This is a genomic window from Methylophaga thalassica (genome assembly GCF_030159795.1).
Lineage (GTDB): Bacteria > Pseudomonadota > Gammaproteobacteria > Nitrosococcales > Methylophagaceae > Methylophaga > Methylophaga thalassica.
On sequence record NZ_BSND01000003.1, the window covers coordinates 72,375 to 88,190 of the forward strand.

Consider the following 15,816-nt stretch of genomic DNA (forward strand, 5'->3'; position numbering starts at 1 on the left):
TTTAGGTATGATTTTTTTCTGCTTAGCCGAAAAACCAATAGGCCACAGTGATAGCCGCTAAAATGCCAGCAAAATCTGCGGCAAGTCCACAGCCAATCGCGTGGCGAATATGTTTGATACCGACCGAACCAAAATACACGGCTAATACGTAAAAAGTCGTTTCGGTGCTGCCTTGAACAATGGAGGACAGACGTCCAGCAAACGAGTCGGCACCATAGGTTTGCATGGTATCGACCATCATGGCTCTGGCACCACTGCCACTGAAGGGTTTCATTAATGCCGTGGGCAGTGCTTCTATAAAACGATCATCCAATCCCAGACTAAGTACTAGATGGCGTAATCCTTCTGCCAGCATATCCATTGCACCACTGGCCCGGAAAACACCAATGGCTACCAGCATGGCCACAAGATAGGGAATAATGGTAATGGCTGTTTCAAAACCTTCTTTAGCACCATCAATAAAGGCGTCATAAGCATTTACTTTTTTTATCCATGCTGCAGTAATAAAGACAATCACCAGAGAAAATAAAATTACATTACTGATTAACGATGATTGGTTCACCATGTCCTGTTGTGGCAAGTTAGAAAAGTACAACAATAAAGCAAAAACGACGGCTGTGAACCCGCCAAGATAGGCCAGAACAACCCGATCCAAGAGATTAATCTTCTGCACCCATGCCACACTGAGTAATCCAACCAGGGTTGAAATATAGGTTGCGATCAGAATTGGAATAAACACATCGGTTGGGTTGGCGGCGCCCATTTGTGCCCGGTAGGTAAATATGGTGACTGGGAATAACGTCACCGCAGATGTGTTGATGACCAGAAAAAGTATTTGTGCATTACTGGCGGTATCCTTAAAAGGATTTAACGTCTGCAATTCTTTCATGGCTTTGATGCCAAGCGGGGTTGCTGCATTATCTAAGCCCAATGCATTAGCAGAAATATTCATTACCATTGCACCGATAGCGGGATGGTTTTTGGGAACATCCGGCATGAGGCGCTGGAATAATGGCGTTAGGGCATAGGTCAGTAATTGTATAAAGCCGCTACGTTCGCCAATTTTCATGATGCCGAGCCACAAGGCAAGCACGCCGGTGAGTCCTAATGCTATTTCAAAAGCAGTTTTAGCCAGTTCAAACATGGCTTGCATCAGTTGAGTAAATATCAACTGGTCGCCCAGCACTAATAATTTAATCAGTGCGACAACAAAGGCGATAAGGAAAAAAGCCATCCAGATGATATTCAGCATAGCGCTATTGTGGCATGAGTGAATTGTTTGCGGAAGCGAGTGTATTGAAGCAATAAAAAAAGCCCGCGCATGTGTCACATACGCGGGCTGTTAATCAGTTTTTCTTAATTTAGTCGCGATTCGCTTTTCTTTGCTTTTTTGCGGCTATGGCTGGACGCTTTTTGGTTTTTGCTGGCAGTGGTCCTGCCCGACGTGGCTTTCTTTCAGCTCTTGCTGAAGAAGTATCAGCATCTGAATCAGGCAGACTAATTTCAAGCTGTTTATTGTTAACCCAGACTTTTCTTAAATGCTGAAAAATATCTTTTGGCATACCATCTGGTAAATCAACAAGACTGTGATCCTGATTAATCGTAATACGACCAATCATGCGACTATCCATGCCAGCTTCATTGGCGATAGCACCGACAATGTGTTTAGGCTCAACATTTTGTTCTGTACCGACTTCAATCCGGTACGTCTTCATGCCTTCTTCAGCTTGATGGGACGTTTGGCGACGAGGACTACGTTCTGCTCTGGGTGGTCTTTCTGAACGCATACCACGTTCACCACGATTTGCTCTTTCAGGACGGTCACTACGCTCAGCACGCTCTCTGGGTTGCTTACGCTCTGAATGGACAACGGGAGGATTTAATGGGCGCGCTTTTTGCACTTGAAAGGCTAATGCTGCAGCCATTTCAATCGGATCTGCATTATGTTCTTCCTGATACTGACGAATCAGGTTCTCAAAAAAGGCCAAATCCTGTGACTCGATAGTTTCCGTTAAGTCTTGTTTGAAAGCCATCACACGGCGATCAGCAATATCTTCGCTGCTTGGCAATTGCATGCGGGTGATGGTTTGTTTGGTCGCTTTTTCAATCGCGCCCAACATGCGTTTTTCACGTGGTGAGACAAATAAAATGGCTTCACCTTTACGACCGGCACGACCTGTTCTGCCGATACGGTGAACGTAAGATTCAGTGTCGTAAGGAATATCGTAATTGACGACATGACTCATGCGCTCAATATCCAGACCACGTGCAGCCACATCGGTGGCAACCAGGATATCAATCTTGCCGGCTTTCATTCTTTCGATGGTTTTTTCACGTAAAGCCTGATTCATATCACCATTTAATGGTGAGCTGGCATAACCGCGAGCTTCAAGCTTTTCAGACAGATCAACGGTCGCATTTTTGGTACGGACAAAGATGATCATGCCATCGAAGTTTTCGACTTCCAGAATACGGGTAAGCGCATCCAGTTTATGTAAACCGGTGACTTGCCAGTAACGTTGTGTGATCGTGTCAACCGTCGATGTTTTTGACTGGATGTGGACATCCACTGGATCTTTTAAATAACGCTGAGCTACCCGATGGATCGGTTTTGGCATTGTTGCTGAGAACAGCGCAACCTGACGATTTTCTGGCGTTTCTTTCAGTATGGTTTCAACATCATCAATAAAACCCATGCGCAGCATTTCATCAGCTTCGTCCAGCACAAGTGCTTTCAGATCTTCGAGTGGTAATTTGCCACGACGGATCAAATCAAGAATACGACCAGGCGTGCCGACGATAACCTGTGGGCTACGTTGTAACTGGCGTAGTTGAATCCCCATGCTTTGACCACCGTAAACGGGTAAAACATGGAAATTTTTCATATGGCGGCCGTAGCCTTGCATCGCTTCTGCGACTTGAATAGCTAACTCACGTGTTGGGGTGAGTACCAGAATTTGAGGTGTTTTTTGACGGTCATTCAAACGACTTAATAGCGGCAGAGAAAACGCGGCAGTTTTACCTGTACCGGTTTGGGCCTGGCCCAGTAAATCACGACCTTCTAATAAAGGCGTAATACTTTGTGCTTGAATGGGTGACGGTGTTTCGTAACCGGCTTCTTTGATTGCTTTGACAATAGCGGGAGCGATACCCAACTCACTAAATGAGGGGATCGAGTCAAGTTGTTCTGTGGACATGCAAAAACCTGTGAATGTCAGTTTTGAACGCAAAACTGAGGAGCGGGATGATAAACAGCATATTATACAATCCTGAACAAGCAAAAGATAGAAAAATCATTTGTTTAATGTGATATGGCGCATTTCTGGTAATGTCAGGTTTTAGGTTTTATGATGGCTTAGAACGTTATCTATCACAGAAAGGAGCGAGAGATGAGTGAACATACATACAAACTGATTGAGTTAACCGGTAGTTCCAGTGAAAGTTCAGATCAGGCTATTCAAAATGCTATCAAAAAAGCTGGCGAAACCGTCAAGCATATGCACTGGTTTGAAGTGATTGAAACACGTGGCTATATTGAAAACGATGGTGTGAAATACTGGCAGGTCACGATCAAAGTCGGATTTAGAATCGAAGATTAAACATTGCTCCAAAAAGGATAATCATGACACAAGCAACCCAGACCGATGTCATTATCATTGGGGCAGGTACGGCCGGCTTAGCAGCCCTCAAACAAGTACAGAAAGAGACTGATAATTTTTTGTTAATTAACGAAGGCGAGTACGGCACTACCTGTGCCCGAGTCGGCTGTATGCCATCCAAGCTGCTTATCGAAGCGGCCAATGCGTATCATCATCGTCATACTTTTGCTGAGTTCGGTATTCAACACGCCGATCAACTGACGATTGATATCGCTGCTGTATTCGAGCGGGTTCGTCATCTGCGAGATTATTTTGTATCAAGCACATTATCATCCATTCGTGATATTGAAGATAAGGTCATTACCGGACGCGCCTGTCTTAAGGGGCCGAACACGATCAGTGTTAATGATCAGTTAATCACCACAAAAAAAATAATCATCGCTACGGGTTCCAGACCGATAGTGCCGGCTGACTGGGAACAGATAGGCAACAAAAAAATACTGACAACAAATACCTTGTTTGAACAAAAAAACTTAAAACCCAGAATGGCGGTGATAGGTCTCGGGGCAATCGGTATTGAAATGGCGCAGGCTTTGTCACGATTAGGCATCAAAGTGACCGCCTTTGGCGCAGAATCTTTATTGGCAGGACTAACAGATAAAAAGGTCAGTGATGTGCTAAAGCAAGCTTTGGCTGAAGAGTTTGATATTTTCACTGAGGCCAAGGCCGATCTTATTGAGACGGAAACTGGTGTGAAAGTGGTTAGTGAGCATAATGAAGTCGAGGTGGATCAGGTTTTGGTCGCTGTAGGTCGTCGCCCTAACCTAGATGGGATGGGATTGAATACGCTGGATGTGAGTCTTGACGACAAAGGCATGCCAGAAATTAACCCAAATTCAACGCAAGTTGAGGGAACGGCTGTCTTTATTGCCGGTGATGCCGGTGCGAATAAAATGCTGTTGCATGAAGTTGCCGATGAGGGCCGCATAGCGGGTCATAATGTTGTGAGCGACGGTATCAATGCCTATTGTCGACGAACTCCTTTAAGTGTGGTGTTCAGTGAGCCGGGAGCTGCGGTCGTTGGTTTATCTCATGCTGAGCTTGAAGAGCAGAATATCGTGATTGGTGAAGTGGATTATGCTGATCAGGGAAGGGCACGGGCGGCACAACGTAATAAGGGATTGATGCGAATATACCTGGATAAAGAGTCTGGCAAGCTTCTTGGTGCTGAAATGGCCTGTCCTGCCGCAGAACATATGGCACATACCTTGGCTTTAGCAATCAGTCAGGAACTGACGGCAACTCAGGTGCTGGCGATGCCGATTTATCATCCGGTGCTGGAAGAGGGAATGCGGACGGCCTTGCGACACGCGAATAAACAATTACAAGCTTCACATGGCTTTGATTTATCGCGCTGTGATGCTTTTCAGGCAGAAGCCTTGGATTAAAGTTAAGTTTAGCTGAGGCATTAGCGCCTCAGCTGAACTGAATATGAACTAACTAGTTGGTGACACCGAGGCTTTTCAGGTATTCATCATAGCTGCCGCGGAAATCGGTGATGCCATCGGCTTCCATATCAAACACACGTGTTGCTAATGAAGAGACAAATTCACGATCATGGCTGACAAAAATCAGTGTGCCTTCAAACTGTTCCAATGCCATATTTAACGATTCAATCGATTCCATATCCATATGGTTAGTAGGTTCGTCCATGACCAGGATGTTAGGTCGTTGCAAAATCAATTTACCGAATAACATACGACCTTTTTCACCACCGGATAAGACGTTGGCTTTTTTATCAATGCTGTGACCAGAAAAAAGTAAACGACCTAACGTGCCTCTGATGACTTGTTCATCATCTTCTGGACCTGCCCATTGAGACATCCATTCAAACAGTGTCAAATCGTCTTTAAACAGGTGATCATGATCTTGTGCGTAATAACCAATATTGGCATTTTCTGACCATTTTACTTCACCGGCTTTAGGTGGCAGCTCACCTACCAGTGTTTTGACTAAACTGGTTTTACCAATACCGTTGGGTCCGATGATCGCAATTTTTTCACCGACTTCTGTCATGAAACTAAAGTCTTTAAACAACGAGGATTCATCCGATTCATAGAACTGGGTGATTTTGCTGACTTCTAAGGCATTACGGAATAATTTCTTTTCCTGATCAAAACGAATAAAGGGATTGACCCGGCTGGAAGGTTTGATATCTTCCAGCTGGATTTTTTCCATTTGTTTCTGGCGAGATGTCGCTTGTTTGGCTTTGGATGCGTTTGCTGAGAAGCGAGCGACAAAGCCTTGTAGTTCTTTTATCTGGGCTTTTTTCTTGGCGTTATCAGCCATCAGACGTTCGCGGGCCTGTGTTGATGCCAGCATATATTCATCATAATTACCCGGGTAGATTCGCAGCTCACCATAATCCATATCGGCCATATGCGTACAAATACTGTTCAGGAAATGGCGGTCATGCGAAATAATAATCATGGTGCTGTTACGCTGATTAAGGGTATCTTCCAACCAACGGATAGTATTGATGTCCAAGTGGTTAGTCGGCTCATCCAACAGCATGATGTCTGGGTCGGCAAACAGCACCTGGGCCAGCAAAATACGTAACTTCCAACCCGGTGCGACTTCACTCATCGGACCGTAGTGTTGTTCGACAGGAATGCCGACACCTAATAACAGTTCGCCTGCACGGGACTCAGCGGTATAGCCATCCATCTCAGCATATTGGCCTTCCAGTTCGGCTACTTTGAGGCCATCTTCTTCGCTCATTTCTGGCAGGTTGTAGATACGGTCACGTTCAATATGGACTTCATACAGTTCAGGTTGGCCCATGATCACCACATCGATGACGCGTTCATTTTCGTAGGCAAACTGATCCTGCTTTAATATAGCAAAGGACTCATTCACATCACGCATCACGTTGCCTGATGTTGGCTCCAGTTGTTTAGCAAGAATTTTCATAAAGGTGGATTTACCACAACCATTAGCGCCAATAAGACCATAACGGTTGCCGTCGCCAAATTTGACGGACACATTTTCAAATAGGGGTTTGGCACCAAATTGCATGGTGATATTTGCGGTACTAAGCAAGGGAATATCCTGTTATTTAAGTGCGACGAGAATGACGCTGAAAAAAGTGCCATTATACAGATTGTTAGCGTGAAGCGATAAGGGCTAATTTCGCCTGACGACTTAGTTTTTTTATGGCTGCTTCGCGTTTGGAGGCTGTGCTCCTATCAGGGTGGGTTTCCTGATAGACAATTTTTTTTGCCTGACTGGTATGAAAGAACCTGGCGCCGCCTTTGCCTTGCTGATGTTGCTGAAAGCGGCGGGAAATATCGGTGGTGATGCCGGTATAAAGATGACCGTTCTCCGCTTCGATAATATAAACCGTCCAGTCAGTTTTTATCGTCAAAATCGAGAGCGACCGAATTAATACAATAACGCAGCCCTGTAGGAGCCGGTCCATCATCAAAGATATGACCTAAATGTGCGTCGCAGGACTGACAGCGCACTTCTGTACGATCCATACCATGACTATGATCTGCCAGATGATTCACCACGCCATGCGATATCTGTGCAGAAAAACTTGGCCAGCCACAACCTGAATCAAATTTATTGTCGGATGAAAATAAAGGCTGCTTACAACATATACATCGGTATACACCTTCATCATCATGATCGACGTAGATCCCAGAAAATGCGGGCTCGGTTCCAGATTGACGAGTCACATAAAACTGCTCTTCACTGAGTTCTTGCCGCCACTCAGCATCGGATTTTAGAAGTTTGTTGGGCATTTTATTTTTGAAGTCGTACCTACGAAGCTGACTATTGTAGGCAAAACATGCTGAAAAATCAGCCTAACTGAATTTTTGGAGGAAGGGGGAGTGAAATCAGAGAAAAAAAGTTGCCAGCCGAAAGACTGGCAACAAACTCGGTTTTCAGATTTAAGAGAGAGGGAGCAGGTCAGTCTTTGTTAATACAAATTCCTATCAACTCCATCGGTTACAAATGATAATGATTATTATTTAAATTATCAAGTAGTTTGTTGGATTAATTTTCTGCTATCAGTTTTTTATAATAAATTCATGTTGTTACTATGAATCTTGGCAGGTTTTATTTGAGTGCCCGATTAAATTATCGATCAATTTTGCGTTTTATGAATTAGTTTGCCTGGTAGCGTTATGGTCTTTACATGCTTTTACATAGGTTTACTTTTTTCTATCTATTATCAATGAGTTAAAAGAAATATAGTGTTGGCTAAATTGGTGGCATAGCTGGAAGACTATCGTCATCCTTTGATTGATAAGGGTGGAGTTATGACTATAAATGGTACATCTAACAGTCTGAAGTCTCAGTACACACGACAGTCGAATATTACTGAGAAGGCCAATGCTATTTATAAAAAGTTGAATGAAGGTGAACAAAATTTTCTCGATAAAGACACCGTAGAAAAAGCGCTCCAGGATATTTCTGTTATTGAGTTAAGAAACCAGGAACAATTTTCTTTGGATAGTTCTACTCCAGAATCTATAGATAGCCAAAAACAAACATCAACGAGTCAATACGAGCTGGCCGCTGAACTTGCTATACGATTGAAGGGAAATGAAAACCAGATCGGAAAACAGCAACGACCTCTGAATTTGAGTATAGATGACAGCGGTGTCTTAGTGCGAACGGTGATGAAAGATGACTCAGCTGATAAGGACAAAAAGACGAATTCGTCGTCAAACAATAGAACTGAAGGTTACCGGCAAGCATTTAATGCTATAGACAATAATCAGCCACACATCACGATTATTGCATAGTGACAATTTTCATCCTATTCCCCTGACAAAGATTCAATTGTGTTTGTCAGGGGTTTTTTGTTTAAAATCAGTTTATTAGATGGCGGCAATTATTGCCGTCATCTATATCTACATATCATGAAACTATGATCAAGTTTGTTTTTGATATTTAAAATGTTTTGCGATAATCATTGCCATATTCTTTTTTACAAAAATTTACACATATTTAACTTAACTTTACTGGCTAAACCCTTTAATACCAAGGCCTGTGGCCGATATATTGCTCAATAGGCCTTGTAGTTCTTTATTTATTTAGAGCTACTTTTGTTTTTAACATAAGGAAATATGTGATGAGTATTAACGGGATAAGTGCCAGTAATGGCAGTATGCTGTACTCGTATCTGAACAATCTGAAAAAGTCGGGTTCATCAGGTTCAGACGAGTCTTCTCTGTTACAAACAGCATTGAGTACTGCAAGCTCAACATTATCATCTACAAGTATTGGATCAGGTTCTTACGAAAGTGGATTGGCGGCGAATGAGACTGGGGTACGAGCCAGAATGCCTCCACCACCTGAAGAAGATAATGGTTTTAGCCAATCTCAATTATCTGAAATGGCATCTGATGACTCGCCTATGAGCGAATTATTCAGCGCATTGGCGGATAATTTTGATGAAGCCGATATGGATAGTGATGGTGTTATTACGCGTGATGAAGCCATGAGTTTTGCTGAAGCCAATGATATCGATGTAGCACCGCCACCAGGTGAACAGGGACCAGTAGCAATGGCAGAACAGGGGCTGACACAAGGTCAGCTTTCCGAGATGTCATCTGAAGATTCACCAATGAGTAGCCTGTTTAGTGCATTAGCCGAAAATTTCGATGAAGCTGATGCCAATGAAGACGGTGTTGTCAGTCAAGCTGAGGCAATGGCTTACGCAAAAGATAATGACATTGCTATGCCTGTGCCACCTCAAGGTGGTGGTGCAATGTCTGACGAAGGTCTGACACAGAAGCAGTTATCTGATATGTCATCTGAAGAGTCACCGCTGAGTGATCTATTCAGTGCTCTGGCAGATAATTTTGAGAATGCAGATGCTGATGGTGATGGCGTTGTGACACAAAGTGAGGTGATGGAATATGCCAAGCTGAATGACATGAGCTATCTTGAGCGTGAACCAGCATTATCTGTTTCCGCTTAACTAACTGTAACCACTCCGATGATCATCGGAGTGGTTATTTCTTATAAGGTAAATTGACTTCGACACGAAGTCCGCCATTTTCTCTATTAGATGCTTTTATTTCACCGCCATGTGTATCAATGGCACGGTAGGCAATAGCTAATCCTAACCCAATGCTATCGTTTCGCTCAGTCAGGTGACCACGGAAGAATGGTTTAAATATGGATTCTAAATCCGCTTCAGCAACACCCGGACCATTATCTTCAATCACAATAAATAGACGGTCTTTTTCAGTATCTGTTGATACCACAAGCTTAATATCCGATTTCGGTGGCGAGAACTTAATCGCATTTCTTAATATATTTTCAATTGCCCGGTGGAGCAATTCGCTTCGCACTGTAATAAAGATATCTTCAATGGCTGAGTAATGAATCTTGATTTCTTTACTACTTGCTTCAAAGCGTGCATCACTGATGATTTCGTCAAGAAGATCATTCAAGCAAATTTCGGTTTGTACATTATCTGTGACCCCTGTTTCTAAACGAGATAAGACGAGTAGCTCGCCGACCAGATCACTCATCCGTTGTGATTCACGTTCAATACGCTTCAGTATTTCATGGGTTTTTTCTGGTTGTTGTTCGGCGATACCTATTGCCGCTTGCATGCGAGCTAATGGGGAGCGAAGTTCATGGGATACGTCATGCAGCAGGCGTTGTTGTGCTGACATCAGATGCCCAATTTTTCCGGCCATATCATCAAAATTTTTGCCCAACTCCACCAATTCATCGCGGCGCCGTCCCATTTTTTCACCAATACGAGTCTGCAATTGGCCTTCGGCAAGTTTTGCAAATGACTGGCGCAATAAACCAATGGGTTTGGTGAAGTACCAGGCTAATAAAGCACTAAAAAAGATAGCGGCAATTAACCCTGAACCAATCAATAATATTAAAGGATAGGGGACGGCCTCATTGGGTGGTGGAGGCAGATGCATGGCTTCAAATGGTGGTGAAGGAAAAGGTTCATTTAGCATTGGCGCTGGTCCAAACTCACGTCGTTCATGAGGTGGACCAATAAATAATGTTTCGGAAATCCCTCTCTTCATCGGTGAGAAAAGGAGTAATGAATGGCCTTCATTATCGGTGACATAACGGATCGCTAATGGAAACTCTCCTTGCAGAAATAAGGCTCTCGCATAAGCAACAACTTTGGGATCGATTGAGCGACCAAGGATTTCATTGCCATTATCATTGATGGCATACACTTTAGGAAACGGGGCTTGTTGGGCTTTTTCCAGAAACGTGATTAGCGCAGCCTCGCCGCCATAACTAAAGATATCTGCTGCAACGGACACAAACGCGTGCGCATGGACATCAATTTCAGGATCGGTTTTATTTGCCTGATCTTGAATAGATTTATGGTGTAACCAGACGACAGTGCCAACGCTGATACCAGCAACTAAAAGTGCTAGCCAGAATACGATAAAGAATTTCCAGAATAATTTACTCATTCTCATCAGTTAGTCTCGAATGAACTGATAACCCTTACCACGAATGGTTTGGATATACGATTGTCCATCCTGCTGATTTCCCAGTTTTTGACGAATACTACTCATATGCACATCAATACTGCGGTCAAATCTGACTAAAGGCCGACCTAAAGCGCGCTGAGAGAGTTCGTCTTTGCTGACAACATGGCCTGCTTTACGGACTAAAGTTTCGAGTAAATTAAATTCAGTACTGGTAAGGTCAAGCGGTTTATCAAACCATAAAACCTGACGTTTTTGAGCGCTTAATTGCAAGGGACCTATCTGAATATCCTGAGTCTGCATATCGACCATCAGAGCATCCATTCGACGCAGAATGGCGCGAATTCGGGCAACGAGTTCTCTTGGCGTACAAGGTTTTGGCACATAGTCATCAGCGCCAGATTCTAATCCAATAATTCGATCAATATCATCGCCCTTGGCTGTAAACATCAGTACCGGTATCAAACTTTTTTGACGAATTTGTAACAGTATTTCTGTCCCGGTAATGTCCGGTAACATCATATCCAGAATGATTAAATCGTAATCACCTGTTAATGCCATTTCTAAACCCGCTTTGCCTGTCAAGCTGGCACTGACCTGAAATTGCTCTTGTTGTAAATATTCCTGGAATAGTTCAACCAGTTCAGCATCATCATCAATGATGAGTACATTAGCCACATTAAGCTCCTTATGCTATTGATGTTGTCATGATAGTGCTTACTTGTTGTCTGCTCCAGAGTTAAACGACTATCTTTACTCGTTTTTACCTTTGGCTAACCCTCATTAACATCCAGATGCCGGATACTACATCCTAAGTTTAGAGCCTAAATAGGCCTAAAGAATAAAGACCTGGTTTGTATATGGAGGTAGCTAATGAAGAAGCTAATGTTTTTGATAATGTTATTACCAATAGTGGCTATCGCCAATCCGATGATGGATAGAGATGTTTCGCCACCACATAGTGATAATAAAATGCCACCACCGTCGATGCATATGTTACCTAAACCTGATGATGTAGGCTTTTTCTTACATGACCTCAATTTAACGACGGCACAGAATGCCAAAATACTGATCTTATTGGAAAAAGAACGTGATTTGATGGAGGAAGATCGGGATGAAGCGCGTAAAGTCAGACGCGATATAGAGGAAATGACACTCTCGGATGATTTTGATAAGGAAAAACTGGAAAAGTTAATTGATAAGTCCTTGAAGCTTCATAAGCGTTATGCACTCAAAAAAGCCGAATTTTCCCATGAGCTTTATGCGGTTCTGGATAAGCAGCAACGACAGGCTTTAAAACTTAAGATGTTGAGTTTTAATACGCCATTCCCCGGTTAATTAAAGAATATGCACGGCTCTCCCCGACCAATCCTCTCTCCCATCCCAGTGATGGGGAGAGCTGCTGCATTTATTTCAGTTTGGAGAGTTGGGTCAAGGCATAGCCCTGATGATATCCCTTGGCGCGGATATTAAAGTAGTACTGACAATACGCTGAGAAATTATGTGGCGTGCCTTCGGTCGGTAAATGAGTAAACATATCAATCAGACTGACAGCGCTTTCTTCGATCCCAATTTCTAATAACATGTCTTCTAGCTGAACTGCTCGGTTAGCAATCATACGTGGGCTCTCACGGAAGTGATGTGAGGCATGCTGTAAAATCTCAATCCGATGTTCACGATCGGTCACTTCACCTCTTAATGCCGCTGCACTACGAAGAATCAACCAGTCTTCAGGCGCAAGACTATCATAGGGTTCCAGCCATTGAGGAATATCGTCTTTTTCTATGGGGGATGGCACCGTGCTGTCAGATGCGGTGAGATCATATTCTTCCTCATTGTCACCACAGGCGCTTAACAGACTAATAAAAAGAAGGCAGAGAATAAACCGGATACGTGTTTTCACTTCTGAACACCATGTATGTGACTAAATACTCGTAGGCTAGCATCAGAGTAAACATCACCCTATCGGATATTCTCCTGATTTATTTTAGGAAATTTTTCCAGCGGGTGATTTTATGCCCCGGATTTGGCTATTCAATAAACGGATTCGGTATCATAGTTCTGATTTTCTAGTAGGGAATAAACATGGTTCTGGAACACGCGCCAAGTTGGCAGGCCGTCCTGGCTGCAGAGTTTAATGCACCTTATATGCAAGACTTGAAAGCTTTTCTGCGTCAGGAGAAAGACCAGCAGAAGAAAATTTACCCTCATTCTGCGGATTGGTTTCATGCTCTGGAAACGACGCCGCTTGATGAGGTTAAAGTCGTTATCCTGGGCCAGGACCCGTATCATCAGCCTGGACAAGCGCATGGTTTATGCTTTTCCGTCAAACCTGGCGTCAAAGTGCCGCCATCGCTGGTCAATATTTATAAAGAGCTGGAATCCGATCTGGGTGTGACCCCTGTTAAACACGGTTATCTGGAATCATGGGCGAAGCAGGGCGTATTGTTACTCAACGCCGTATTAACTGTAGAAGATTCAAATGCTAACGCACATCAGGGAAAAGGCTGGGAACAGTTTACGGATAAAGTGATCGAAACTATTAATGAGCGGTGTGAGCATGTCGTGTTTATGTTGTGGGGCAGTTATGCACAGAAAAAAGGCAGCGTGATTGACCTGCAGAGACATTTGGTTCTAAAAGCTCCGCATCCTTCGCCTTTATCAGCGCATCGTGGCTTTCTCGGGTGTCGTCATTTTAGTCAGGCGAATGATTATCTTGTCCAGCACGGGAAATCACCGATTAACTGGCAATTACCAGACACGGTGTCATAAGAAATTCTGCTAGACCGGCCCCGGCCTTGATACAATTCGCGCCATGATAAAGTTCAATCAAGTCTCTCTCCGTCGTGGCACTCAATTACTGTTTGAATCGGCCAATCTTATTGTTCATCCCGGACAACGTGTGGGTTTGACCGGTGCAAACGGTACCGGTAAATCCAGTTTATTTGCGATGTTACGGCAACAACTTCATGCGGATACCGGTGAAGTATCGATTCCTGATGTCTGGACCATTGCGCATGTGGCTCAGGAAACACCGGCTGTAAACACGTCTGCACTGGACTACGTGCTGGAAGGCGATGCCGAATTAACTGAGTTGAACCAACAGCTGGCTGACGCAGAAGCGAATCATGATGGTCACTTAGTGGGTGTATTACATGATAAGTTGGCGGCAATTGATGCCTACACGGCTAATAGTCGGGCAGGAAAATTGTTGCATGGTCTGGGGTTTACCGCTGAGCAGGAAAGCTGGCCAGTGAATGCGTTCTCCGGTGGCTGGCGGATGCGGCTCAATCTGGCGCAGGCATTAATGTGTCGCTCTGATCTTTTATTATTGGATGAGCCCACCAATCACCTTGATTTGGAAGCGGTATATTGGCTGGAAGAATGGTTACGTGCTTATCCCGGCACATTAATTGTGATTTCGCATGATCGCGATTTTCTCGATCGCGTGGTCACCCACATCGCACATATCGAACAACAGCGAGTGAAACTTTATACGGGTAGCTATTCTGATTTCGAGCTGGCTCGTGCCGAGCATCTGGCCAATCAACAAGCGGCTCACCAAAAGCAACAACGCGAAATTGCCCATATGCGCAGTTTTGTGACACGTTTTAAAGCAAAGGCAACCAAAGCCCGACAAGCTCAAAGTCGTATTAAAGCCCTGGAACGTATGGAGTTAATCGCCCCAGCTCATGTGGATTCACCGTTTCATTTTGAATTTTTTCCACCAAGTCGCCTCGCTACTCCCTTATTGGATTTAGATAAAGCGTCGGTGGGGTATGATGAAAACAAGCCACTGATCAGCAATATTAAAATGCGTCTGGCACCGGGAGATCGAATCGGTCTGTTGGGGCCGAATGGTGCAGGTAAGTCGACACTGATTAAACTGATTGCCGGTGTATTGGAGCCCCTGAGTGGTAAACGTAAAGAAGGGAAAGATATTCGCATTGGCTATTTTGCCCAGCATCAACTGGAACAACTTCGACCAGATGACAGTCCGTTAAAACATATTCAACGATTGAATAAGCTGGCTTCAGAACAGGAATGCCGAAACTTTCTCGGTGGTTTTGGTTTTCATGGTGACAAAGCATTAGAACCTGTAGCTCCTTTTTCGGGTGGTGAAAAAGCCAGATTGGTACTCGCTATTCTGGTCTATCAGAAACCTGCTGTGTTGTTACTGGATGAACCGACCAATCACCTTGATCTGGAAATGCGTTTAGCCTTAACGGTCGCTTTGCAGGATTTTGAAGGTGCGCTGGTTGTTGTCTCGCATGACAGACATTTGCTACGTACGGTGACTGATGATTTATGGCTGGTGTCTAATGGACAAGCGACAGTGTTTGATGGTGATTTGGATGATTATCGTCAGTGGTTGTTGAATAAAGATAAACCTGAAAAAACCACAGAATCATCGTCTGCTGTGAACAATAAAAAGCAGGACAGACAAAATGCCGCCCAACAGCGGCAAAAGCTACAGCCATTACGAAATAGCGTGAAAAAAGCGGAACAGCAGATGGATAAGCTTAATGAAGCTCTGTCCTCATTGGAAATGCAGCTTGCCGATACAGCACTTTATACCGATGCCAATAAAGATAAGTTAAAACACTTATTACAACAGCAGGCGGATCTTAAAACACAGCTGGAACAGACCGAAATGCAGTGGTTTGATGCCAGCGAACAATTAGAAGCAGCTCAAGCTGCTGAGGAATAAC

General features: G+C 43.9%; 15 protein-coding genes. 7 read left to right on the top strand and 8 right to left on the bottom strand.

Annotated elements, in window-relative coordinates; all coding sequences use genetic code 11:
* Positions 1-22: 22 nt before the first annotated feature.
* Both QQL60_RS00420 and QQL60_RS00425 read right to left on the bottom strand, forming a co-directional pair.
* Complete coding sequence (locus QQL60_RS00420; RefSeq protein ID WP_284722073.1) at positions 23-1,252, bottom strand: nucleoside recognition domain-containing protein; 1,230 nt, start codon at positions 1,250-1,252, stop codon at positions 23-25.
* A gap of 109 nt (positions 1,253-1,361) precedes the next feature.
* Positions 1,362-3,197, bottom strand: coding sequence for a DEAD/DEAH box helicase (locus QQL60_RS00425; protein ID WP_273182654.1), 1,836 nt, complete (start codon positions 3,195-3,197; stop codon positions 1,362-1,364).
* Positions 3,198-3,389: 192 nt separating this feature from the next.
* Here QQL60_RS00425 and QQL60_RS00430 point away from each other — a divergent pair, with 192 nt between their 5' ends.
* A complete protein-coding gene (locus tag QQL60_RS00430; protein WP_007145985.1) occupies positions 3,390-3,599 on the top strand; it encodes a dodecin in 210 nt (69 codons plus the stop codon).
* 23 nt (positions 3,600-3,622) lie between these two features.
* Positions 3,623-5,047, top strand: coding sequence for a dihydrolipoyl dehydrogenase (locus QQL60_RS00435; protein ID WP_007145984.1), 1,425 nt, complete (start codon positions 3,623-3,625; stop codon positions 5,045-5,047).
* Between the two features lie 52 nt (positions 5,048-5,099).
* On the opposite strand, the gene QQL60_RS00440 is transcribed toward QQL60_RS00435, so the two are convergent.
* The 3 genes from QQL60_RS00440 to msrB form a co-directional block, all read right to left on the bottom strand.
* Positions 5,100-6,701, bottom strand: coding sequence for an ABC-F family ATPase (locus tag QQL60_RS00440; RefSeq protein WP_007145983.1), 1,602 nt, complete (start codon positions 6,699-6,701; stop codon positions 5,100-5,102).
* Between the two features lie 64 nt (positions 6,702-6,765).
* Complete coding sequence (locus QQL60_RS00445) at positions 6,766-7,026, bottom strand: GIY-YIG nuclease family protein (protein WP_284722074.1); 261 nt, start codon at positions 7,024-7,026, stop codon at positions 6,766-6,768.
* A complete protein-coding gene (gene msrB / locus QQL60_RS00450) occupies positions 7,010-7,408 on the bottom strand; it encodes a peptide-methionine (R)-S-oxide reductase MsrB (RefSeq protein ID WP_007145981.1) in 399 nt (132 codons plus the stop codon). The genes QQL60_RS00445 and msrB overlap by 17 nt, the downstream gene beginning before the upstream one ends.
* Before the next feature lie 522 nt (positions 7,409-7,930).
* On the opposite strand from msrB, the gene QQL60_RS00455 reads away from it, so the two are divergent.
* Together QQL60_RS00455 and QQL60_RS00460 are read left to right on the top strand one after the other, a co-directional pair.
* On the top strand, positions 7,931-8,419 hold the full coding sequence (locus tag QQL60_RS00455) for a hypothetical protein (protein WP_007145980.1): 489 nt from the start codon (positions 7,931-7,933) through the stop codon (positions 8,417-8,419).
* Positions 8,420-8,748: 329 nt separating this feature from the next.
* Complete coding sequence (locus QQL60_RS00460; RefSeq protein WP_007145979.1) at positions 8,749-9,600, top strand: EF-hand domain-containing protein; 852 nt, start codon at positions 8,749-8,751, stop codon at positions 9,598-9,600.
* Positions 9,601-9,634: 34 nt separating this feature from the next.
* On the opposite strand, the gene QQL60_RS00465 is transcribed toward QQL60_RS00460, so the two are convergent.
* Positions 9,635-11,086: a sensor histidine kinase gene (locus tag QQL60_RS00465; RefSeq protein ID WP_284722075.1), complete on the bottom strand. Its 1,452-nt coding sequence runs from the start codon at positions 11,084-11,086 to the stop codon at positions 9,635-9,637.
* 9 nt (positions 11,087-11,095) lie between these two features.
* Complete coding sequence (locus tag QQL60_RS00470) at positions 11,096-11,782, bottom strand: response regulator transcription factor (RefSeq protein WP_007145977.1); 687 nt, start codon at positions 11,780-11,782, stop codon at positions 11,096-11,098.
* Between the two features lie 195 nt (positions 11,783-11,977).
* Between QQL60_RS00470 and QQL60_RS00475 the strand changes: the two genes are divergently transcribed.
* Complete coding sequence (locus tag QQL60_RS00475) at positions 11,978-12,442, top strand: Spy/CpxP family protein refolding chaperone (RefSeq protein WP_284722076.1); 465 nt, start codon at positions 11,978-11,980, stop codon at positions 12,440-12,442.
* Between the two features lie 70 nt (positions 12,443-12,512).
* Here QQL60_RS00475 and QQL60_RS00480 read toward each other — a convergent pair whose 3' ends face one another.
* Positions 12,513-13,007, bottom strand: coding sequence for a hypothetical protein (locus QQL60_RS00480; protein WP_007145975.1), 495 nt, complete (start codon positions 13,005-13,007; stop codon positions 12,513-12,515).
* 182 nt (positions 13,008-13,189) lie between these two features.
* Here QQL60_RS00480 and ung point away from each other — a divergent pair, with 182 nt between their 5' ends.
* Both ung and QQL60_RS00490 read left to right on the top strand, forming a co-directional pair.
* Positions 13,190-13,876, top strand: a complete 687-nt coding sequence (gene ung / locus QQL60_RS00485) for a uracil-DNA glycosylase (protein WP_007145974.1) — start codon at positions 13,190-13,192, stop codon at positions 13,874-13,876.
* Positions 13,877-13,919: 43 nt separating this feature from the next.
* Positions 13,920-15,815 carry an ATP-binding cassette domain-containing protein gene (locus tag QQL60_RS00490; protein WP_007145973.1) on the top strand — a complete coding sequence of 632 codons (1,896 nt, stop codon included), beginning with the start codon at positions 13,920-13,922 and terminating at the stop codon, positions 15,813-15,815.
* Position 15,816: the final 1 nt, after the last annotated feature.